General features: G+C 69.8%; 24 protein-coding genes. 12 read left to right on the top strand and 12 right to left on the bottom strand.

From position 1 onward, the window contains the following. The first annotated feature begins 58 nt into the window (after nucleotides 1-58). On the top strand, nucleotides 59-265 hold the full coding sequence (locus tag ISU10_RS14535) for a hypothetical protein (RefSeq protein ID WP_194697127.1): 207 nt from the start codon (nucleotides 59-61) through the stop codon (nucleotides 263-265). A 118-nt stretch (nucleotides 266-383) separates the two neighbouring features. Here the strand turns inward: ISU10_RS14535 and erpA are convergent, their stop codons facing one another. Together erpA and ISU10_RS14525 are read right to left on the bottom strand one after the other, a co-directional pair. Beyond that, on the bottom strand, nucleotides 384-746 hold the full coding sequence (gene erpA, locus ISU10_RS14530; protein ID WP_228500919.1) for an iron-sulfur cluster insertion protein ErpA: 363 nt from the start codon (nucleotides 744-746) through the stop codon (nucleotides 384-386). A 102-nt stretch (nucleotides 747-848) separates the two neighbouring features. Further along, a complete protein-coding gene (locus ISU10_RS14525) occupies nucleotides 849-1,934 on the bottom strand; it encodes a glycerate kinase family protein (protein ID WP_194697126.1) in 1,086 nt (361 codons plus the stop codon). Between the two features lie 50 nt (nucleotides 1,935-1,984). Here ISU10_RS14525 and ISU10_RS14520 point away from each other — a divergent pair, with 50 nt between their 5' ends. Both ISU10_RS14520 and nadA read left to right on the top strand, forming a co-directional pair. After that, nucleotides 1,985-2,866, top strand: a complete 882-nt coding sequence (locus ISU10_RS14520; RefSeq protein WP_370865400.1) for a GNAT family N-acetyltransferase — start codon at nucleotides 1,985-1,987, stop codon at nucleotides 2,864-2,866. Between the two features lie 32 nt (nucleotides 2,867-2,898). Continuing rightward, nucleotides 2,899-4,077 (top strand): quinolinate synthase NadA, encoded by a 1,179-nt coding sequence (nadA, locus tag ISU10_RS14515; protein ID WP_194697125.1) that lies wholly within the window; start codon nucleotides 2,899-2,901, stop codon nucleotides 4,075-4,077. On the opposite strand, the gene ISU10_RS14510 is transcribed toward nadA, so the two are convergent. Next, nucleotides 4,074-4,442, bottom strand: coding sequence for a ribonuclease E inhibitor RraB (locus tag ISU10_RS14510; RefSeq protein WP_194697124.1), 369 nt, complete (start codon nucleotides 4,440-4,442; stop codon nucleotides 4,074-4,076). The two genes, nadA and ISU10_RS14510, sit on opposite strands and share 4 nt — an antisense overlap. Nucleotides 4,443-4,629: 187 nt before the next feature. Here ISU10_RS14510 and ISU10_RS14505 point away from each other — a divergent pair, with 187 nt between their 5' ends. Next, on the top strand, nucleotides 4,630-5,319 hold the full coding sequence (locus ISU10_RS14505) for a 4a-hydroxytetrahydrobiopterin dehydratase (protein ID WP_194697123.1): 690 nt from the start codon (nucleotides 4,630-4,632) through the stop codon (nucleotides 5,317-5,319). A 52-nt stretch (nucleotides 5,320-5,371) separates the two neighbouring features. Here the strand turns inward: ISU10_RS14505 and pspAB are convergent, their stop codons facing one another. The 4 genes from pspAB to ISU10_RS14485 are packed head-to-tail and all read right to left on the bottom strand — an operon-like array spanning nucleotide 5,372 to nucleotide 8,030. Continuing rightward, nucleotides 5,372-5,956, bottom strand: a complete 585-nt coding sequence (gene pspAB, locus ISU10_RS14500) for a PspA-associated protein PspAB (RefSeq protein WP_194697122.1) — start codon at nucleotides 5,954-5,956, stop codon at nucleotides 5,372-5,374. Between the two features lie 30 nt (nucleotides 5,957-5,986). After that, on the bottom strand, nucleotides 5,987-6,898 hold the full coding sequence (htpX, locus tag ISU10_RS14495) for a zinc metalloprotease HtpX (RefSeq protein WP_194697121.1): 912 nt from the start codon (nucleotides 6,896-6,898) through the stop codon (nucleotides 5,987-5,989). A gap of 11 nt (nucleotides 6,899-6,909) precedes the next feature. Continuing rightward, nucleotides 6,910-7,188 carry a PspA-associated protein PspAA gene (pspAA, locus tag ISU10_RS14490; RefSeq protein ID WP_194697120.1) on the bottom strand — a complete coding sequence of 93 codons (279 nt, stop codon included), beginning with the start codon at nucleotides 7,186-7,188 and terminating at the stop codon, nucleotides 6,910-6,912. Beyond that, nucleotides 7,185-8,030, bottom strand: coding sequence for a PspA/IM30 family protein (locus ISU10_RS14485; protein ID WP_194697119.1), 846 nt, complete (start codon nucleotides 8,028-8,030; stop codon nucleotides 7,185-7,187). The genes pspAA and ISU10_RS14485 overlap by 4 nt, the downstream gene beginning before the upstream one ends. Before the next feature lie 144 nt (nucleotides 8,031-8,174). Between ISU10_RS14485 and ISU10_RS14480 the strand changes: the two genes are divergently transcribed. The 7 genes from ISU10_RS14480 to ISU10_RS14450 all read left to right on the top strand — a co-directional run bounded on the left by ISU10_RS14480 (nucleotide 8,175) and on the right by ISU10_RS14450 (nucleotide 11,909). Beyond that, the gene (locus ISU10_RS14480) at nucleotides 8,175-8,771 is read left to right on the top strand and encodes a DUF3043 domain-containing protein (RefSeq protein WP_194697118.1); all 597 of its coding nucleotides are present in this window, start codon (nucleotides 8,175-8,177) and stop codon (nucleotides 8,769-8,771) included. Nucleotides 8,772-8,775: 4 nt separating this feature from the next. Then, nucleotides 8,776-9,594, top strand: coding sequence for a DMT family protein (locus tag ISU10_RS14475; RefSeq protein ID WP_194697117.1), 819 nt, complete (start codon nucleotides 8,776-8,778; stop codon nucleotides 9,592-9,594). A gap of 34 nt (nucleotides 9,595-9,628) precedes the next feature. Beyond that, the gene (locus tag ISU10_RS14470; protein ID WP_194697116.1) at nucleotides 9,629-10,150 is read left to right on the top strand and encodes a GNAT family N-acetyltransferase; all 522 of its coding nucleotides are present in this window, start codon (nucleotides 9,629-9,631) and stop codon (nucleotides 10,148-10,150) included. A gap of 75 nt (nucleotides 10,151-10,225) precedes the next feature. Next, nucleotides 10,226-10,453, top strand: coding sequence for a hypothetical protein (locus ISU10_RS14465; RefSeq protein ID WP_194697115.1), 228 nt, complete (start codon nucleotides 10,226-10,228; stop codon nucleotides 10,451-10,453). 45 nt (nucleotides 10,454-10,498) lie between these two features. After that, nucleotides 10,499-10,930 carry a DUF2237 family protein gene (locus ISU10_RS14460; protein ID WP_370865399.1) on the top strand — a complete coding sequence of 144 codons (432 nt, stop codon included), beginning with the start codon at nucleotides 10,499-10,501 and terminating at the stop codon, nucleotides 10,928-10,930. Beyond that, nucleotides 10,927-11,610: an AzlC family ABC transporter permease gene (locus tag ISU10_RS14455; protein WP_194697114.1), complete on the top strand. Its 684-nt coding sequence runs from the start codon at nucleotides 10,927-10,929 to the stop codon at nucleotides 11,608-11,610. The genes ISU10_RS14460 and ISU10_RS14455 overlap by 4 nt, the downstream gene beginning before the upstream one ends. Continuing rightward, nucleotides 11,607-11,909 carry an AzlD domain-containing protein gene (locus tag ISU10_RS14450; protein ID WP_194697113.1) on the top strand — a complete coding sequence of 101 codons (303 nt, stop codon included), beginning with the start codon at nucleotides 11,607-11,609 and terminating at the stop codon, nucleotides 11,907-11,909. Before ISU10_RS14455 ends, ISU10_RS14450 begins: the two co-directional genes overlap by 4 nt. Nucleotides 11,910-11,920: 11 nt before the next feature. Here the strand turns inward: ISU10_RS14450 and dapB are convergent, their stop codons facing one another. Then, entirely contained in the window at nucleotides 11,921-12,673 is a 753-nt protein-coding gene (dapB, locus tag ISU10_RS14445) for a 4-hydroxy-tetrahydrodipicolinate reductase (protein ID WP_370865398.1), read from the bottom strand. 39 nt (nucleotides 12,674-12,712) lie between these two features. On the opposite strand from dapB, the gene ISU10_RS14440 reads away from it, so the two are divergent. Continuing rightward, on the top strand, nucleotides 12,713-13,228 hold the full coding sequence (locus ISU10_RS14440; protein ID WP_194697112.1) for a class I SAM-dependent methyltransferase: 516 nt from the start codon (nucleotides 12,713-12,715) through the stop codon (nucleotides 13,226-13,228). Between the two features lie 118 nt (nucleotides 13,229-13,346). Here the strand turns inward: ISU10_RS14440 and ISU10_RS14435 are convergent, their stop codons facing one another. The 4 genes from ISU10_RS14435 to rpsO all read right to left on the bottom strand — a co-directional run bounded on the left by ISU10_RS14435 (nucleotide 13,347) and on the right by rpsO (nucleotide 18,678). Further along, complete coding sequence (locus ISU10_RS14435) at nucleotides 13,347-14,366, bottom strand: type IV toxin-antitoxin system AbiEi family antitoxin domain-containing protein (RefSeq protein ID WP_194697111.1); 1,020 nt, start codon at nucleotides 14,364-14,366, stop codon at nucleotides 13,347-13,349. A 226-nt stretch (nucleotides 14,367-14,592) separates the two neighbouring features. Continuing rightward, the gene (locus tag ISU10_RS14430; protein ID WP_194697110.1) at nucleotides 14,593-15,915 is read right to left on the bottom strand and encodes a M16 family metallopeptidase; all 1,323 of its coding nucleotides are present in this window, start codon (nucleotides 15,913-15,915) and stop codon (nucleotides 14,593-14,595) included. Then, nucleotides 15,912-18,188 carry a polyribonucleotide nucleotidyltransferase gene (locus ISU10_RS14425; protein ID WP_194697109.1) on the bottom strand — a complete coding sequence of 759 codons (2,277 nt, stop codon included), beginning with the start codon at nucleotides 18,186-18,188 and terminating at the stop codon, nucleotides 15,912-15,914. Before ISU10_RS14425 ends, ISU10_RS14430 begins: the two co-directional genes overlap by 4 nt. Nucleotides 18,189-18,402: 214 nt before the next feature. Next, on the bottom strand, nucleotides 18,403-18,678 hold the full coding sequence (gene rpsO, locus ISU10_RS14420; RefSeq protein WP_194697108.1) for a 30S ribosomal protein S15: 276 nt from the start codon (nucleotides 18,676-18,678) through the stop codon (nucleotides 18,403-18,405). Nucleotides 18,679-18,718 lie beyond the last annotated feature (40 nt).

Genomic DNA, 18,718 nt, shown 5'->3' with positions numbered 1-18,718 from the left:
GCAGGTCCGCATCTCACCGATCCTGGGCCTACCCGTGAGTAGCCCCTACGGTCGGGAGATGGCCGCCAACTCGACGGATGACATGTACGCCGACGCTCGCGCCGCCCGAGACCACCTGCGGCTGGAGAAGATCGCCCGCCGGGCGGTCGAGTCGGCGCCGAGCCTGACCTACGAGGACTACCCGCGCGAGGTCTCCAAGCGCGCGATCAGCGTCGACGAGGCGGCCCAGCGCATCGCCAACGCCCTCCACTTACACCTGGACTAGGTTGGCTCGCTCGCTGCCCTTCACTTCAACTGGGGCGGCGGAAGCGCAACCGAAGTCTGCGTCTGCGCGCGCGAGGGTTACGAGCGCGCGGACATGCGAGCGGAGCGAGCCAAGTAACTCAGTGGAACGAGTCGCCGCAGGCGCAGGAGCCCGTCGCGTTGGGGTTGTCGATCGTGAAGCCCTGCTTCTCGATGCTGTCGACGAAGTCGATCTGGGCGCCGTTGAGGTAGGGAACGCTCATCCGGTCGACCACGACGGCCACGCCGTCGAAGTCGGTGACGACGTCACCGTCGAGGTTGCGCTCGTCGAAGAACAGCTGGTAGCGCAGACCCGAGCAACCACCTGGCTGCACCGAGATGCGGAGCTGGAGGTCGTCACGGCCTTCTTGCTCGAGGAGGCTCTTGACCTTGGCTGCGGCGACCGAGCTCAGGTTGATCTGGTCGGCGCGGCGCTCTTCGGTGGTCTCGACCGTCTCGGTCATGGGGTGCGGCTCCTTCGTCAGCGGGTGCTACCGGCCTCAATGGTCCCACAGGCGCGGTTATTCCGACGCATCTGCTGACCAGTCGATCGCCTCGTGGATAGATCAATGGGACCAGGTCCGGGCCACGCGCGCGGCGAGCTCGGCGAGGGCGCCCGCGGGATCTGCGAAGGCCCGTTCCTCCCCCACGAGCTCGACGACGGCGTAGGCCGACTCGATGCCCAGGGCCCGCATCTCGCGGGCACCGACCAGCACCTGTCCAGCCAGGGCCACGCAGGGCCGCAGGACCTCGGCCGCGACCTGGGCGACGCCGTAGGGAACCTTGCCCGCACGACTGGAGAAGTCGAAGGCCCCCTCCCCGGTGAGGACGAGGTCGGCGGCGCGGGCGCGCTCGGCCAGACGGGTGGCCCCTGCCACGACATCGAATCCCGGACGGCGGGAGGCGCCGAGCGAGAGCAGGGCGTATCCCATGCCGCCCGCGGCCCCGGCACCTGGCAGCAGCGAGGTACGGCGGTCCAGCGCCTCGGCGTACGCCTCCAGCCAGCCGTCGACCTCAGGGATGCGCTCCTCGGGCAGGCCCTTCTGCGGCCCGAAGGTCTTCGCCGCACCGAAGAGCCCGGTGAGCTGGCTGTCGACGTCGCTGGCCGCGACCAGGACGGTGTCGCCGAGCCGATCGCGACAGGCGGAGATGTCCACGTGCGTCGCCCCGGCCAGGGCCGCCGGCCCCGCGTCGAGACGCACGTCTGCCGTGGCTCCCAAGGCGGCCAGCAGCCCCGCACCACCGTCGGTCGTGCCGCTGCCGCCCAGCCCGACCACCACCTCGCGCGCGCCAGCGTCCACGGCGGCCAGCACCAGCTCACCCGCACCGCGCGACGACGACTCCTCGGGGCGCTCGCGACGCGTCAGGTGCAGCCCGCACGCCTGGGCCGTCTCGACGTAGGCGGTATCACCCACCAGCAGGAGGGTGGCCGGCGTCGGCTCCCCGAACGGGCCACTGACGGTCACGGCGAGCACCTCACCGCCGAGCGCGGCGTGCAGCACGTCCACGAAGCCTGGCCCGCCATCGGCCATCGGCGCCTGGTCGAGCTCGTCGGCCGGTGCCTGCCTGGTCCAGCCGTCGGCGATGGCGCGGGCCGCCTGCACCGCCGTCAGCGTGCCTGCGAACTTGTCGGGGGCCACCAGGACGCGCACGTGCTCATCCAACCAGGCCTCAGCCAAGGGGCGTGGTTATCGTCACGGACGTGACGGATGCCCGCATCCGGCCGATGCGGGCCGAGGACGTGGTCGAGGTGGAGCGGCTGAGCTCCGAGGCGTTCTACGAGGTCGACAAGCGACTGGCGCGACGCGACGGACCCGACCCCGAGCCCCGCTCAGCCGAGCGGGGAGCACAGTGGGTGACCCGCACCCAGCACTACCTGTCCACCGACCCGGGCGGCTGCTGGGTGGCCGAGGTGGATGCAGACCTGGTCGGGTTCGCCACGTCCTTCACCCGCGAGCTGATGTGGGTCCTGGCGTCCTACGCGGTGCGTCCGGGGCTGCAGGGACACGGCATCGGCAGGGCGCTGCTGGCCGCTGCCATGCAGCACGGGCGCGGCTGCCTGCGCGGCATGCTGTCGGCGTCGGCCGATCCTCGGGCCGTACGTCGGTACCGGTCGGCCGGCTTCTCCCTGCACCCCCAGATGCACCTCAGCGGCACCCTCGACCGCTCGGCCATCCCTGTGGTCGAGAAGGTGCGAGAGGGGTCGGCCGGCGACTTCGAGCTGATGGACTCGATCGACCGGCGGCTCCGCGGCGCGGCACACGGGCCGGACCACGCCTGGCTGCTCTCGGAGTTCCGCCTGGTCGTCTCCGACACCTCGACCGGCAGCGGGTACGCCTTCCACGCCAGCGACGGCACGCCGGTCCTGCTCGCCGCGACCAACCGGCGTACGGCGACGCGGCTGTTGTGGGAGTGCCTCGCTGCTACCAGCGGCCAGGCCTTCGTCCCCCACATCACCGCCGCCAACGAGTGGGCCGTCGATGTCGGCCTCGCGGCACGGCTGGACCTCGCGCAGGGCGGCTTCCTGGCCCTGCGCAGCATGCGGCCGCCTGCTCCCTACCTGCACCACGGCTCGCTGCTCTGAGGCCGCGAGGCCCGGACCTCTACGATTTCGCCATGAGCACCACAGTCGACCTCCCCCTGCTCCCGCTCGGTCGAGGCAAGGACCTCTCGTCCGAGCGTGGCGTCGAGTGCCCAGGTGACCTGCCGGCGGCGTCCGATCCCGACCTGGTGGCTCGTGCGCGCGCGGCCAAGGAGGCGCTGGGCAGCCGGGTGTTCGTCCTGGGTCACCACTACCAGCGCGACGAGGTCATCCAGTTCGCCGACGTCACCGGCGACTCCTTCAAGCTGGCTCGCGATGCCGCTGCCCGGCCCGAGGCCGAGTTCATCGTGTTCTGTGGCGTCCACTTCATGGCCGAGTCGGCCGACATCTTGACCTCCCCGGACCAGAAGGTGATCCTGCCGGACCTCGCGGCCGGCTGCTCGATGGCCGACATGGCCCGCCTGCCCCAGGTCGAGGACGCGTGGGACGCCATGGTCGAGGCGGGCGTCGCCGACTCCGTCGTGCCGATCACCTACATGAACTCATCCGCCGACATCAAGGCGTTCTGCGGCCGCAACGGCGGCGCGGTCTGCACGTCGTCCAACGCGGAGTCGGCGCTGGACTGGGCCTTCGCGCAGAAGGGAGAGGACACCAAGGTCTTCTTCCTCCCCGACCAGCACCTCGGCCGCAACACCGCGGTGCTCAGGATGGGACTGACGCTCGACGACTGCGTGGTGTGGGACCCCCGCCAGGCCAACGGCGGGCTGAGCGCCGAGCAGCTTCGCGACGCCAAGATGATCCTGTGGCGCGGCCACTGCTCCGTGCACGGCCGCTTCTCACCCGACACCGTCGACGACCTGCGCAAGACGATCCCGGGCGTCAGCATCTTGGTGCACCCCGAGTGCGTGCACGAGGTCGTGCTCAAGGCCGACCTGGTCGGATCGACGGAGTTCATCATCAAGACCATCGAAGCCGCGCCACCCGGCTCGGCGTGGGCGATCGGAACCGAGCTGAACCTCGTCAAGCGGCTGGCCGCCGACCACCCTGACAAGCGGATCATGTTCCTCGACAAGACCGTCTGCTACTGCTCGACGATGAACCGCATCGACCTGCCGCACTTCGTGTGGGCGATGGAGTCGCTGGTCGAGGGAGTCGTGGTCAACCACGTGCAGGTCGACCCTGACACCGAGCACTGGGCGAAGGTGGCGCTGCAGCGGATGCTCGACCTGCCCGGCAAGTCGCACCGCGACTAGAGGCTGGCCTCCCACCCGTCGTACTCGCCGTCGTGGGTGGCCGCGACGCCCTCGAAGAACAGCCGCGCCTCGTGGACCGCATACGAGGACGTCACGGCGCCGTGGCGCTCGACGACCACCACCCACTCCGGCCCACCTCCGGCGCTGACGTCGACTGCCTGGAGCTCCCAACCCGCGGCCGTCACCACCTGGGCGACGCTGCGAGCGCGAGGCTCGTCGGGGACGTAGATGTAGTGCAGCCAGTGGCGGGGCGTCTCGAGGTCACTGCGTGAGGCGATCTGGACGAGCAGCGCGTCGTCGCCCGCATGACCCGTCGGTGCGATCACCGGGGTCGGCTGCTTGGGGCGCCGGCTGAACAGTCCCATGACCCCAGGTTGGCACGCTCTGACGGTTCGTGCGGTGCATGTGTGGACAACCGTTCGCGGGGGCCAGACAGGTCCACAGCATGTCGGCGTGTGATCCGCACCGCGGTGGCGACTGGCGCTGGAGAGCCGCTGACGCCAGTGCAGGCTCAGGACGCCCATCGTCCGGAACCGTCACTAAGGTCCCCGCATGACGATGATCAAGGACGAGCAGATCGCCACGGCCGGCCTGGCCGACTGGCGCAAGCTCGGGCAGGGCCTGCATGCCCGGTTCACGACCTCCGACTTCGCGAGCGGCGCGCGCTTGGTTGCTGCCATCGCCGAGGTCGGCGACTCGCTGGGGCACCACCCACGCGTCACCGTCGGCGACGGGTTCGTCGACCTCAAGGCGATCAGCTCCGACGCGATCTACCGAGACAGCGAGGGCGTCGAGCACGTCGTCGAGTGGGTGACCCAGCGGGACATCGACCTGGCGCGGAAGGTCAGCGAGGTCGCGGCCGACCAGGGCCTCCGAGCCGACCCCGCCGGCATCACCGTGGTCGAGCTCGCCCTCGACACCGCGAACTCCGCGGACGTCTCACCCGTCTGGGCGGCTCTCCTCACCGGCACCACCGCCAGCAGCGGGCGCGGGAGCACGGGTGACGACGTGCGCGACGCGACGGGACGCGTGCCCATCCTCTGGTTCCAGGAGACCGAGGAGCACGAGACTCCTCGTCAGCGCTTCCACCTCGACGTCTGGGTGGCGCCGGAGCTGGCTCAGGAGCGCATCGCGGCCGCCGTGGCCGCCGGTGGCGAGATCGTGGACGACAGCAACGCACCGTCCTTCACGATCATCGGCGACCCCGACGGCAACAGGGCCTGCGTCTGCACGTCGGCCTGAGACGACTGCGACTGCACCGACCAGCAGCCCGCAGGCCTCTGCGAACCGATGCTCACAGCCCAGGAGCTCCCCACAGAGCGAACCAGCGCGACAGGTCTGTCTCCATCGGCAGCTCTCCGGCGAGCTGGTCTCTGACCGAGATCTCCAGCAGGTTGTCGCGCTTCTGGTCGCCCGTCGGCGCGAAGGCGTAGAAGGTGCCCTGCTTGTAGAGGTAGACCAGACCCACGTGACGGCCCGACACGTCAGCGAACGGGATCACCGAGCACAGCAGCCCTGATGCGAAGCCCTGCATCTCCAGGCTGGTGTTGACCGCGTGGAGGTCGGTGCACAGGCCGGCGACGTCGTCGGGCGATCGGTGCACCACCAGCCAGGTGAACCCGAAGCCGTCGTCTGAGACCTCGACCTCGGGTGCCTGCATGCCGTCAGGAGTGCCTGCCTTGATCAGCTGCACGGCCTCGTCGCGGGTCTGCGCGAAGGCGGCTCCGGCGGCCGACCGGAAGCAGACCGACCCCGTGCCGGTCGGGTTCAAGCCGGCTGCGGTCTGCAGGGTGATGGCGGCCGCGGGTACGGCGAACAGCGAGTCGAGGTTGTTCTTCGTGACGCGGGTCCGCCCGGTGACCGCATCCCAGAATCCCACCTCGTCAGTCTAGGGAGCCGACGGGACCGCTCACGCGGGCCGGGCCAGCTCGGCCTGGATCTTGGCCAGCTGCTCCAGTCGCTGCTCGAGGGAGGGGTGGGTCGAGGTCAGCGTCTTGAGCGAGGCACCAGAGATCGCCGGCGCGATGAAGAACGCGTTCATCGCCTGGGTGCTGCGCAGGTCGCGCTGCGGGATGGCGGCCATCTCGCCGGTGATCTTCTGCAGGGCCGACGCGAGGGCCTGAGGCCGCATCGTCAGGTAGGCGCCGGCGCGGTCGGCCGACAGCTCGCGGTAGCGCGAGAGCAGCCGCAGCAGGAAGAAGCTGATGGCGTAGATGACCAGGCTGAACGCGACGGCGATCAGGACGGCCGGGGCCCCGCCGTTGTTGTTGCGCCGGCCGAAGACGCCGAACCCGCCCCAGGCCGCACCGCGGCCCATCATCCCCGCGATGATCCCGGCGGACGAGGCCACGGTCATCACCAGCACGTCGCGGTGGGCCACGTGGGACAGCTCGTGGGCGAGGACGCCCTCCAGCTCCTCAGCGGTCAGCTTGCCGAGGATCCCGGTGGTCACGCAGACGACGGCACGCTCGGGCGAGCGGCCGGTGGCGAAGGCGTTGGGGATGTCGAGGTCGGCGATGCCGACGCGCGGCTTGGGCATGTCGGCCATCGCGCAGAGCCGGTCGATCATGCCGTGCAGCTCAGGTGCCTCCTCGGGAGTCACCTCCCGCGCACGCATGGCCCGCATGGCCGCCTTGTCGGAGTTCCACCACTGGTAGACGGCGAAGCCGATCGCGGCGACCGCGATGAACGGTGCATAGCTCGGGGGCAGGACGAACATCAGCACGACGACGAGGGCGACGAAGGCTGCCCCCAGCAAGAAGATCACGGTCGTCATGCGGACGGTGAGCCCGGTGTCGCGGATGAAGCGAGAGTGCGCCATAGGGCAATTGTTCAGCCGGGGATCAAACCGTCGCCGCCGAGGAGGTCGCGGACGTCCTCGATCGAGGCGTCGGCCGGCGGCAGGATCAGGTCGGACTCGTCGAGGGAGTCGGGGTCGTGCGCGGAGCCCGAGGATCGTACGGCGTCGTGCAGGGCAGCCAGAGCGGTGGCGAGGGCGGCCTCGTCACCGGCGTCGACCGCCGACTCGACCTGCGCATCGAGGGCGTTGAGCCCGTCGAGGGCGTCGTCGGCCACGTCGTACTGGCCCTCGCCGAGGATGCGGACGATCACTGCCGTCCCTCCTCCTGGGGCTGCTCGGCGGGCTGAGTCGCGGGGGCGTCGCTGCCTGCCTGCATCGGGGCCTGACCGGAAGCTTGAGTGGAAGCTTGACCGGCACCTAGCTGGCCGGCCGAGCCGGGCGTGGCGAGCTCCGGGTGGGCGGCAGCCTTGAGCTGGGCCAGCTCGCTCTCCACGTCGGACTGCGAGCTCATCGCCTCGAGCTCGCGGCTGATGTCGTCCTGGCCGCCGATGGCGGTCAAGTCATCGAGGGCGCCCGATGCGATCAGCTCGTCGACAGCGCTCGCGCGCGCCTGCATCTGGGCGGTCTTGTCCTCGGCCCGCTGGATCGCCAGGCCGACGTCGCCCATCTCCTCGCCGATCCCCGCGACCGCCTCGTTGATCCGGGTCTGAGCCTCAGCGGCGGTGTAGGTCGCCTTGATCGTCTCCTTGCGGGTGCGGAAGGCCTCGACCTTCGCCGTCAGCCGCTGCTGGGCGAGGGTGAGCTTCTCCTCCTCGCCCTGGAGTTGCGCCAGCTGGGTCTGGAGCTCACCGATCTGCGTAGTCAGCGCCGACTTGCGGGTGAGGGCCTCGCGAGCGAGATCCTCTCGGTCGACCGAGATGGCCTTCTCGGCCTGGCCCTGCAACTTGGTCGACTGCTGCTCGAGCTGGTTGATCTGCAGCTCGACGCGCTTGCGGCTCGTGGCCACGTCGGCGACGCCCCGGCGTACCTTCGAGAGCAGCTCGGTCTGCCGCTGGTAGCTGTAGTCGAGCATCTCGCGTGGGTCCTCGGCCCGGTCGAGGGCCTTGTTGGCCTTCGAACGGAAGATCATCGTCATGCGCTGCCAGACACCCATCGCGGGAGTCCTCCCTCTGCATCGAACCCGGCTGGTCTCCCCATCACCCTAGGCCCCAGCACCAACGAGTGCGAAGGCCGAGGACCAGTAGGATCGGCGGGTCAGCCACGCAGGTGGCATCGTCGAACGACCCGAAGGCGCACCGTGTTCCGTCGCAGCAAGTCCGAGGCCCCATCGTCTGACCCCGGCACCGGCGTCGACGACGCCAGTGCGGGCAAGAAGGGCCGGCCCACCCCCTCCCGCAAGGAGGCGGAGGCGGCTGCCAGGGCGCGCGCCAAGGTCCCGCGCACCCGCAAGGAGCTGGCCGCAGCACAGCGACTGCAGCGTTCGGAGAGCAGCTCCAAGATGCGCCAGGCGATGAAGACCGGCGACGAGAAGTACCTTCCGGCCCGTGATCGTGGCCCGGTCAAGAAGTTCATCCGCGACTTCGTCGACAGCAGGTTCTCGTTCGTCGAGCTGATGATCCCGGTCCTGCTCGTGACCACGGTGATGGCGTGGTCGGGCAACTCGACCCTGGCGTCCTACGGCAACGCCATCTTGTTCGGCATGCTGCTGCTGATCATTGTCGACACCCTGCGCCTGCGGTCGCGTCTGCGCAAGGAGATCGCCAGGCGCTTCCCCGAAGCGCCGCTGAAGGGCATGACCTACTACGCGGTCATGCGCTCGCTGCAGATGAAGTTCATGCGACTGCCCAAGTCGCAGGTCAGGATCGGCCAGAGGCTGCCCGAGCACTACCGGTGAGCCGGTGAGCTTCGCGTGGGGCCTGGCGGCCGGTCTCGCCGCAGCAGCTCTCTTCGGGGTCGCGGCGGTGGCGCAGGCACATGCCGTACGCCGTCAGGACCACCGTCCCCACGGGCTGCGCGACTTCGTCCGGGTCTCGGTGCGCGACCCCTGGACCCTCGGCGTCGTGGCCGCCTACCTGCTCGGCTTCGTGCTCCATGTGGTGGCCATCTGGGGACTGCCGCTCTACCTCGCCCAGGCCACCGTGGCGATGTCGCTGCCGGTGACCGCGGTGACCTCGTTGGTGCTCCACGAGCGTCTGCAGCCTGTGCACTGGTGGGCCGTAGTCCTGGTCACCGCGGGCCTGGTCTTGCTGTCGGTCGGCTCGGGTGAGCCCGGCGAGCTGTTCACCTCGGTGTGGTTCGCGGTCCTTCTGTGGGCTGGGGTCGGGGTGCTGGTGCTGGCTGCCCGGGTCGGTGTGGGCTGGTCGGGGGCCGCGATCGCCACCCTTGCGGGTCTGGGCTACACGGGCTCGGCGGTTGCGGTGCGGGGCGCCGAGTCGGCCGACCTGATGGGAGTCGCTGCTGCGCTGTCGGTCGGCGTCTACGGCCTGCTGGGGTTCTGGTTGTACTCCGTGGCCCTCGACCGTGCCCCGGTCTCGGCGGCCTCGGCCCCCCTGATCGTCACCCAGACCTTCGTGCCCTCCCTGATCGGCGTCGTGGCACTCGGTGACGGCGTGCGTCCCGGCTGGTGGCCGGGCATCGTCGCCGGCCTGCTGATGTCGACGCTCGGCGCCGTGGTGCTCAGTGGAGACGGGATCAGCAGTCCGGTCAACACCCCGTGAACGAGGATCCCGACGTGCTGCGAGACTGATCGCCATGGCCTCCCCCACCGCCGACGTCTCCGTGCGGGTGGCGTGGTCCGACGACGCGGCGGCGGTCGCCGACCTGCAGTGTCGGGCCTGGCTGGCCGCGTATGCCGTCGAGCTGGATCCCGTCCAGGTCGCGGCGACGTGGTCTGGGGCGATGCGGTCACCCGGTGACGCGCGCAACCGCGTGCTGGTCGCCCTCGAGCGCAACCGCGTGGTCGGCTATGCGGTCGTCTCGCCGGCAGCCGACCCCGACTGCGACCCGGTCGCCGATGCGGAGCTCCAAGAGCTGGTCATCGACGCCGAGGAACGCGGCAAGGGCCACGGGTCGCGCCTGCTGCAGGCGGTGGTCGACACGATGCAGGCAGACCGCTTCACGCGTGCGGTGACCTGGGCAGGTGGCGACGCCGACGACCTACGCCGGTTCCTGACCGAGGCGGGCTGGGCGCCCGACTCGGCGCACCGCGAGCTGGACCTCGACGGCTCCGGCGAGACGACGCTCAAGCAGGTCCGCCTCCACACCGCGATCTGATCGAGCGCTCACCCGGACTGGTCTGTCACCCCTGGGGGCGTTTGATTTCGTGAGGTCGCGAGCCACGATGGATGCATGCTCGGTCCACTGCCGTACTTCCACCGCGTGGTGGTCATCGTGGCCGTCGTGATGACGGCCATCGCGTCGGGCGCCTGGATCGCCCACTTCACCGCCGTGCCCGTCGCCGTCGGCGCCGGTGCTGTCGTCGGCGGCCTGACCGGCCTCGTGGTGGCCTACGCCCTCGTGCACCCGGCCACCCACACAGGAGTGCACGCACAGCCGATCCGCACGCGACGTCGCTGAGCACGCACCGCCACGGGCCAAGACGCGGTGCGAGATGCTGGAGCCGTGAACCAGCCTGCGACCCGGCCGACGACCGAGCGCAACGTGCTGGGCGAACCGCTCGAGAGCTGCGGAACCGAGCCGATGACCGGCTTCTTCCGCGACGGCGACTGCCGGTGCGGACCTGAGGACGTGGGCCTCCACGCGGTGTGCGCCGTGATGACACCGGAGTTCCTCGACCACCAGCGCAGCGTGGGCAACGACCTGGTGACGCCTCGACCCGAGTGGAACTTCCCGGGGCTGGTACCCGGCGACCGCTGGTGCGTGGTGGCGATCCGGTGGTTCCAGGCCTACCGCGACGGTGCTGCCGCACCGGTGGTGCTGGCCGCCACGAGCGAACGCGCCCTCGAGGTCGTGCCGCTGGCCCTCCTGATCGAGCACTCGGTCGACGTACCTAGTGACCTGAGCGCCCTCGACGACGGACCGCCCACGGAGTGACCCACGACGAACACCAGCGGCGCTCCGTCGTCCGCGACAGTCTCGGCGTCGGTCTCGCGACCGGTGTGTACGGCGCGTCGTTCGGCGCGCTGGGCGCCTCCGGCGGGCTGAGCGTGCTGCAGACCTGCGCGATGTCGCTGCTGATCTTTACCGGCGCCTCGCAGTTCGCGTTCGTCGGCGTGCTCGCATCGGGTGGGAACCCGCTGTCGGGTGCGCTGACCGCGCTCCTGCTCGGCACCCGCAACACGCTCTACGGTCTCCGGCTTGCGCCACTGCTGGCCTTCTCGCCGAGGCGCCGGCTGGGCTCGGCCCACCTGGTGATCGACGAGTCGACGGCGATGGCCGTGACCCGCGAGACCACAGCCCTGGCGCGCACCGGGTTCTACTGGACCGGGGTGTCGATCTTCGTGCTCTGGAACCTCTTCACGTTCCTGGGCGCGTTCGCCGGAAGCACCCTCGGCGACCCTCGCGACTACGGGCTGGACGCTGCGGTGGGTGCCGCCTTCTTGGCGTTGCTCTGGCCCCGGCTGCGCGAACGGCGCAACCTGGGGGTCGGCTTCACGGCTGCCGCCGTCGCCCTCCTGCTGGTGCCGGTGACGGCGGCCGGGGTGCCGGTTCTCGCCGCCGGTGGGGTGGCGTTGCTGGCCGGCGTACTGCTCCGGACCGGTGATGGCCGATGAGCGTGTGGGTGGCCATCGTGCTCGCGGGAGTCGGTTGCTGGGTGTTGAAGCTGGCCGGGCTGTCGGTGCCGCCGCGACTGCTCGAGCGGCCACTCATCGAGCGCATCGCGAACCAGATCCCCGTCGCCCTCCTCTCGGCACTCATCGCCGTCCAGGTCTTCACGACCGGTCACTCACTCACGCTCGACGCGCGAGCGCTCGGGTTGGGCGTGGCGGTGGTGCTGCTGGTGGCGCGGGCGCCGTTCCTCGTCGTGGTGTTCGGGGCTGCGCTTGCCGCGGCCCTCGTGCGCCTGCTCTGAGGCGACGGTCCTTAGAGGCCGAGGTAGCTCTCCAGCCCCACGGTGAGCCCGGGATGGCCGGCCACCGCGCGCACGCCGGCCAGCACACCCGGCACGAAGCTGACCCGGTCGAGCGAGTCGTGGCGGATCGTGAGCGTCTCTCCAGGACCACCCAGCAGCACCTCCTGGTGGGCCACGAGCCCACGGGCGCGAACGCCGTGCACCCGTATGCCGTCGACGTCGGCGCCCCGTGCACCGTCGAGGCTGGTCGTGGTCGCGTCGGGCACCGGGGGCAGCCCCGCCTCGCGTCGGGCGGCGGCGACGAGCTGCGCCGTACGACGTGCGGTGCCGGACGGCGCGTCGACCTTGTCCGGGTGGTGCAGCTCGACGATCTCGACCGACTCGAAGTGGGGGGCGGCCAGGACGGCGAACCGCATCATCAAGATCGCGCCGATGGAGAAGTTGGGGGCGACGAGCACTCCGACGTGCGGCGCGTCGGCCAGCCACCGGCGCAGGGTCTGGAGCCTCTCGTCGTCGAATCCGGTGGTGCCGACGACGGCATGGATGCCGTGCTCGATGCAGTGCTGGAGGTTGCCCATCACGGCATCGGGGTGGGTGAAGTCCACGGCGACCTGGGCTCCGGCGGCGTCGAGAGCCCCGATGCTGTCGCCTACGTCGACCTGGGCCACGAGCTCGAGCCCGTCTGCCTCCTCGACCCCGCGACACACGGCGCTGCCCACCTTGCCACGGGCGCCCAGCACGCCGACCCTGATCGTGTCGCTCACGCGCACAACCTACCGGCGGAGTCTGGCAGGCTGGGGCCCATGGCGAAGCAGCCGATCCCCCCGCGCATCGTGTGGGCCGTGGACCTCATGGATCCGCAGCCGGCCGACAGCATCCTCGAGATCGGCTGTGGCCCCGGCGCGGGCGCCGAGCTGATCTGCGAGCGGCTCGAGTCCGGCAAGCTGTTCGCGATCGACCGCTCCGAGTCCGGGGTCGACCGGACTCGACGTCGCTGCGCGAAGTACGTCGACGCGGGCCGCCTCACCGTGCGGCAGATAGACCTGGCCACCCTTCGCGTCCCGGTCAAGCGCCTCAACAAGGTCTTCGCCTTCAACGTCAACCTGTTCTGGGTGCGCAAGTGTGACGACGAGGTCGCACTCCTCCACGAGCGCGTGCTCCCCGGCGGCGCGGTCTACCTGTTCTACGAGGCCAACCGCCCCGAGCTGGTGCCCAACATCGTCACCAAGGCCTCCAAAGCCCTCACCGACGGCGGCTTCCGGGTCTCCCTGGTCGAACAGAAGGCACCCCCCGTCGTTGCCATCATCGGCAGGCGCTGAGGCTTGCCCCGGCTCCAGGGCCCGGGGCTGGGGCATGTAACGCGGGGTTATTCGTCCCTCCCACGCCACGCGGCGCTTGGGAAGCGCGGATAACCCCGCGTTACATATCCACCACCTCTCAGGCCGACCCCCGAACGACCAGGTGCGAAAGGTCGGAGATGTCCGTGCCGTACGCCGCGCACGTAGCTGCGTACTCACGAAGGATGCGCTCCTTGGCCAGCGCCCGGCGAGGCCCCCAGAAGTCGGCCCACACCAAGCGGGACATGCCCAGACGGTAGCCGCGCAGCCAGTCCTCCCGTCGCTTCTCCTCCCACAAGACGCGGTCGGGATCGACCACCGCCAGGCCGCCCCGCTCCACCGGCATGTACTTCGTGCGACCGTCACATTCGACGAGGTGTCTGCCCACGCGCATGTCGACCCGTGCGCTGTGCGAGCCGTCGGCGATCTCGAACTGAGTCTCCACCGGGCCCAGCCCGACCTCCCGCAGCAGGATGCGCCCCAGGGTCTCCGCGACGCTCTCGGCGCCAGGGTCTGAGTCTTGGATCACCGCACGTACCACAGTCACCTCGGGCCAGCACCTCATCGGCGCCGTTGCCCGCCACAAGGCCGTGAGACTCACGCCCAGCTGTCGCGCCGCATCGCAGGCGACCAGCCCGTGCACGTAGCCGTGCTCTCGGCAGATGTCCGCCACCGTTCGCGCTGCGTCCAGGACAGGAATGCCGTCGACCAGGACCACCTGGTCGGTCTGGTACGGCGCGAGATGGTGCTTGACCCCGTGCTCGAGCCTGCCGCCTCCAACTCCCCGCCGAGTCACGTGGATCACCTCGTTCTTGGGAGTCAGGATGGCCAGCCCGAGCTCGCGAGCAGCAGTCTCATGGCTCACCACGTGGGCAGCTCGCATCGTCAGGTGGGCAGCACGACCTCTGGCGCGGGGCTGACCGACGTACTCGTCGAGCGCCTCCCATCGTTCGGCCGGCATGTAGACGCCTCGACGGACAACCACCCAACGGCCGGTCGCACGCAGGCCGTCCACGTGGGGTCCGGACATGCCGGTGTCCAGCGCCTGTCGGCGGGTGATGAGCCCACCTTGCGCCTCGATCGTGCGCGTGACGTCGGGATGCCCGTTGTAGCGAAGCATGCCGCCCAGGCTGGTCGACGCCGTCCTCGCCCACGGTCCCGAGCCGACGATCTGTGGACGTAGGTTGCTCGACTGCTGCCTGTGCACGGATGGCGGGTGCCGCACGCAACATCGCCGGACACCGCAACACCGCACCGCCGGCTTGTAACGCGCGGTTATCCGTCCCTCCCCCGCCACGCGACGCTTGGGAAGTGCTGATAACCCCGCGTTACAAGCGGGCGGTGCGCTAGGGGGCGACGAGGGCGAGGATCTCGGGCTGGGAGAACAGGTCCTTGGCGAGGGTGCGGACGTCGTCGAGGGTGACGGCATCGATGCGGGCGATGACCTCGTCGATGGAGAGCAGCTCATCGTCGACCAGCTCGCCCTTGCCCAGGCGCGACATCCGGGAGCCGGAGTCCTCAAGGCCGAGGACCAGGCCGCCGCGCAGCTGACCCTTGCCGCGTTGGAGCTCCTCGTCGGTGAGGCCGTCGGCGGCTACCTTGGCGAGCTCGGAGCGTACGACGGACAGCACCTCGTCGAGCTTCGCCGGCAGGCAGCCGACCGAGACGCCCACGAGACCGGCATCGGCGTGGTGGGAGGCGAAGGAGAACACCGAGTAGGCCAGGCCGCGCTTCTCGCGCACCTCCTGGAACAGCCGCGATGAGGTCCCGCCACCCAGAGCGGTGTTGAGGACGCCGAGGGCATAGCGACGCATGTCACCGCGCGGAAGACCGTTGACGCCGAGCACCAGGTTGACCTGCTCGAAGGGCCGCTTGGCCGAGGCCCGGCCCGACACCCCGCGACGCGGCCTACCCGTGCGCGCCGGGGCGGGCGAGGCGGTGGCATCGTCGAGGAACCCGTTGCGGGAGAAGGCCTGCCGGATCCGGCGTACGCAGGTCGCGTGGTCGAGGTTGCCCGCGATCGACACGACCATGTGGGGCGCGGTGTAGTGGCGCTTGTAGAACCGCCACACCTGGTCGCGCGTCATCGCTGCGATCGACTCCTCGGTGCCGGCGATGGGCCGACCCAGGGGGGTGTCGCCGAAGGCCTGGTGGGCGAACAGGTTGTGCACCACGTCGTCGGGGTCGTCATCGTGCATCGCGATCTCGTCGAGGATCACGTCGCGCTCGGCGTCGACGTCCTCGGCGCTGATCCTCGAGGAGGTGATCATGTCGCCGAGCACGTCGATGGCGAGCGGCAGGTCCTCGTCGAGGACCCGCGCATGGAAACAGGTGTACTCCTTGGCGGTGAAGGCGTTGAACTCGCCGCCCACCGCGTCGAGGGCCACCGAGATGTCGAGGGCCGTGCGCTCGGCCGTGCCCTTGAACAGCAGGTGCTCAAGGAAGTGCGAGCAGCCGTGGAGGGCCGGCGTCTCGTCTCGCGAGCCGACGTCGACCCACACACCGATGCTGGCCGACCGCGCGCCGGCGACCTGCTCGGTGATGACCCGCAGGCCGCCGGGCAGGACAGTACGCCGGACGAGCGAGGTCACCTGTCCGGCGCCGTCACGCACGGTCTTGAGGGTGCGGGTGGTGCCCGCACCCTCGCGAGCCGTCCGGTTGCGGGTCACTCCTCGTCGGCGGCCGGGCTCGGCGTGGCCACCGGCTGCTCCGCGTCGACGGAGGGCTCTGTGGTGGCGTCGGCCGCGGCCTCATCGACGACCGGGATGAGCGACAGCTTGCCGCGGTCGTCGATCTCGGCGATCTGGACCTGGATCTTCTGACCGACGGACACGACGTCCTCGACGTTGTCGACCCGCTTGCCACCGACCAGAGCGCGCAGCTTGGTGATGTGGAGCAGGCCGTCCTTGCCCGGCATCAGCGAGACGAACGCACCGAAGTTGGTCGTCTTCACGATCGTGCCGAGGTAGCGCTCGCCGATCTCGGGCATCGTCGGGTTGGCGATCGCGTTGACGGCGTTCTTGGCCGCCTCGGCCGCCTCGCCGTTGGTGGCACCGATGTAGATGGTGCCGTCGTCCTCGATCGTCAGCTGAGCGCCGGTGTCGTCCTGGATCTGGTTGATGATCTTGCCCTTGGGACCGATCACCTCGCCGATCTTGTCCACGGGGATCTTGATGGTGATGATCCGCGGGGCGTAGACCGACATCTCCTCGGGAGCGTCGATGGCCTCGGCCATCACGTCGAGGATCGCCAGGCGGGCGCCGCGGGCCTGCGTCAGCGCGGACGCCAGCACCTCGGCGGGGATGCCGTCGAGCTTGGTGTCGAGCTGGAGCGCGGTCACGAACTCCCGGGTGCCGGCGACCTTGAAGTCCATGTCGCCGTAGGCGTCCTCGGCACCGAGGATGTCGGTCAGCGCGACGTAGGATGTCTGGCCGTCGACCTCGCCGGAGATCAGGCCCATCGCGATGCCCGCGACAGGAGCCTTCAGGGGTACGCCGGCCTGCAGCAGCGACAGCGTCGAGGCGCAGACCGAGCCCATCGAGGTGGAGCCGTTGGAGCCCATCGCCTCGGAGAGCTGACGGATCGCGTAGGGGAACTCCTCACGCGTGGGGAGCACGGGGAGCAGCGCCCGGCGCGCGAGCGCGCCGTGGCCGACCTCGCGACGCTTGGGCGAGCCGACGCGACCGGTCTCGCCGGTGGAGAACGGCGGGAAGACGTACTTGTGCATGTAGCGGCGCGTCTTCTCGGGCGAGAGCGTGTCGAGCTTCTGCTCGAGGGTCAGCATGTTCAGCGTGGTGACGCCCAGGATCTGGGTCTCGCCGCGCTCGAACAACGCAGAGCCGTGGACCCGCGGGATCACCGCGACCTCGGCGTGCAGCGGACGGATGTCGGCCAGGCCGCGGCCGTCGATGCGGATCTTGTCGCGCAACACTCGCTCGCGGACCAGCGACTTGTTGAGCGAGCGGAACGCCGCGCCGATCTCCTTCTCGCGACCCTCGAACTCAGGGGCGACCTTCTCGAGCACGACGGCCTTGATCTCGTCGAGGCGGTCCTCGCGGTCCTGCTTGCCGGCGATCTGGAGGGCAGCGGCGGTGTCAGCCTTGGCTGCGGCCTCGACGGCGGCGTAGACGTCGTCCTCGTAGTCGAGGAAGATCGGGAACTCCATGACCGGCTTGGCGGCCTCGGCGGCCAGCTGCGACTGCGCCTCGCACAGCTGCTTGATGAACGGCTTGGCGGCGTCGAGCCCACCGGCGACGATCTCCTCGGTCGGCGCCTGGGCACCGGACTGCACGAGGTTCCAGGTCTGCTCGGTGGCCTCGGCCTCGACCATCATGATCGCGACGTCACCGGTCTCGGTGACGCGGCCCGCGACGACCATGTCGAACACGGCGTCCTCGAGCTGGCCGTGGGAGGGGAAGGCCACCCACTGGCCGTCGATGAGCGCCACGCGCACGCCGCCGACCGGACCGCTGAACGGCAGTCCGGACAGCTGGGTGGACATCGAGGCGGCGTTGATCGCCAGCACGTCGTAGGGCATCGCGGGGTCGAGCGACAACACGGTGATGACGACCTGGACCTCGTTGCGCAGGCCCTTCTTGAACGTCGGGCGCAGCGGGCGGTCGATCAGGCGACAGGTGAGGATCGCGTCCTCACCGGGACGACCCTCGCTGCGGAAGAAGGAGCCGGGGATCTGACCCACGGCGTACATCCGCTCCTCGACGTCGATCGTGAGGGGGAAGAAGTCGAACTGGTCCTTGGGCGTCTTGCCGGCCGTGGTGGCCGACAGGAGCATCGTCTCGTCGTCGAGGTAGGCCGTGACCGAACCGGCCGCCTGGCGGGCCAGCAGGCCGGTCTCGAACTTGATGGTGCGGGTGCCGAACTTGCCGTTGTCGATGACGGTTTCGACGGCACTGATGACGGGTTCGCTATGAGTCTGAGCCACGAAAGGCTCTCCTATCTGTGCGCGGAGCGATCCCGCGACATGACCCGCGTCTTGTGAGAGCCGGTCTTCGATCGAGATCCGCAGAGCGCGCGCACGAAGGTGCGGGTTCTGAAGACCACTACCGAGGACCGGAGGCTGCCTCGCGGATCGCTCCTGTTGATGAGTTTTCAGTTGAAATGTAGCGAAGGGCCCGCGGAACGGGCCCTTCAGGACGTCAGCGGCGCAGGCCGAGACGCTCGACGATCGAGCGGTAGCGCTCGATCTCAGTCTTCTGCAGGTAGTTGAGCAACCGACGACGCTGGCCCACGAGGAGCAGGAGTCCGCGGCGGCTGTGGTGGTCGTGCTTGTGTTGCTTGAGGTGGTCGGTCAGGTGAGCGATGCGGTGGCTCAGCAGGGCGATCTGCACCTCAGGCGATCCGGTGTCGCCCTCGGTCGTGGCGTACTGGGCGATGATCTTCTTCTTGGTCTCCGCGTCGGTTCCGATCGACATGCGGGCTCCTTCCGGTTGGTCGTTGCGCGGCGCGCCGGGG

Source organism: Nocardioides agariphilus, from assembly GCF_015352445.1.
Lineage (GTDB): Bacteria > Actinomycetota > Actinomycetes > Propionibacteriales > Nocardioidaceae > Nocardioides > Nocardioides agariphilus.
This window is presented reverse-complemented; position numbering and strand designations above follow the sequence as displayed.

Coding starts and splice junctions, on each gene's coding strand:
- ISU10_RS14510 (WP_194697124.1), bottom strand. CDS start 4,442: ATGGGACTGTTCAGCCGGCGCCCCAAGCAGCCGACCCCGGTGATCGCA.
- ISU10_RS14485 (WP_194697119.1), bottom strand. CDS start 8,030: ATGGGTGTCTGGCAGCGCATGACGATGATCTTCCGTTCGAAGGCCAAC.
- ISU10_RS14535 (WP_194697127.1), top strand. CDS start 59: ATGGCCGCCAACTCGACGGATGACATGTACGCCGACGCTCGCGCCGCC.
- ISU10_RS14465 (WP_194697115.1), top strand. CDS start 10,226: ATGCTCGGTCCACTGCCGTACTTCCACCGCGTGGTGGTCATCGTGGCC.
- nadA (WP_194697125.1), top strand. CDS start 2,899: ATGAGCACCACAGTCGACCTCCCCCTGCTCCCGCTCGGTCGAGGCAAG.
- rpsO (WP_194697108.1), bottom strand. CDS start 18,678: ATGTCGATCGGAACCGACGCGGAGACCAAGAAGAAGATCATCGCCCAG.
- erpA (WP_228500919.1), bottom strand. CDS start 746: ATGACCGAGACGGTCGAGACCACCGAAGAGCGCCGCGCCGACCAGATC.
- ISU10_RS14440 (WP_194697112.1), top strand. CDS start 12,713: ATGGCGAAGCAGCCGATCCCCCCGCGCATCGTGTGGGCCGTGGACCTC.
- ISU10_RS14470 (WP_194697116.1), top strand. CDS start 9,629: ATGGCCTCCCCCACCGCCGACGTCTCCGTGCGGGTGGCGTGGTCCGAC.
- ISU10_RS14435 (WP_194697111.1), bottom strand. CDS start 14,366: ATGCTTCGCTACAACGGGCATCCCGACGTCACGCGCACGATCGAGGCG.
- ISU10_RS14450 (WP_194697113.1), top strand. CDS start 11,607: ATGAGCGTGTGGGTGGCCATCGTGCTCGCGGGAGTCGGTTGCTGGGTG.
- htpX (WP_194697121.1), bottom strand. CDS start 6,898: ATGGCGCACTCTCGCTTCATCCGCGACACCGGGCTCACCGTCCGCATG.
- ISU10_RS14505 (WP_194697123.1), top strand. CDS start 4,630: ATGACGATGATCAAGGACGAGCAGATCGCCACGGCCGGCCTGGCCGAC.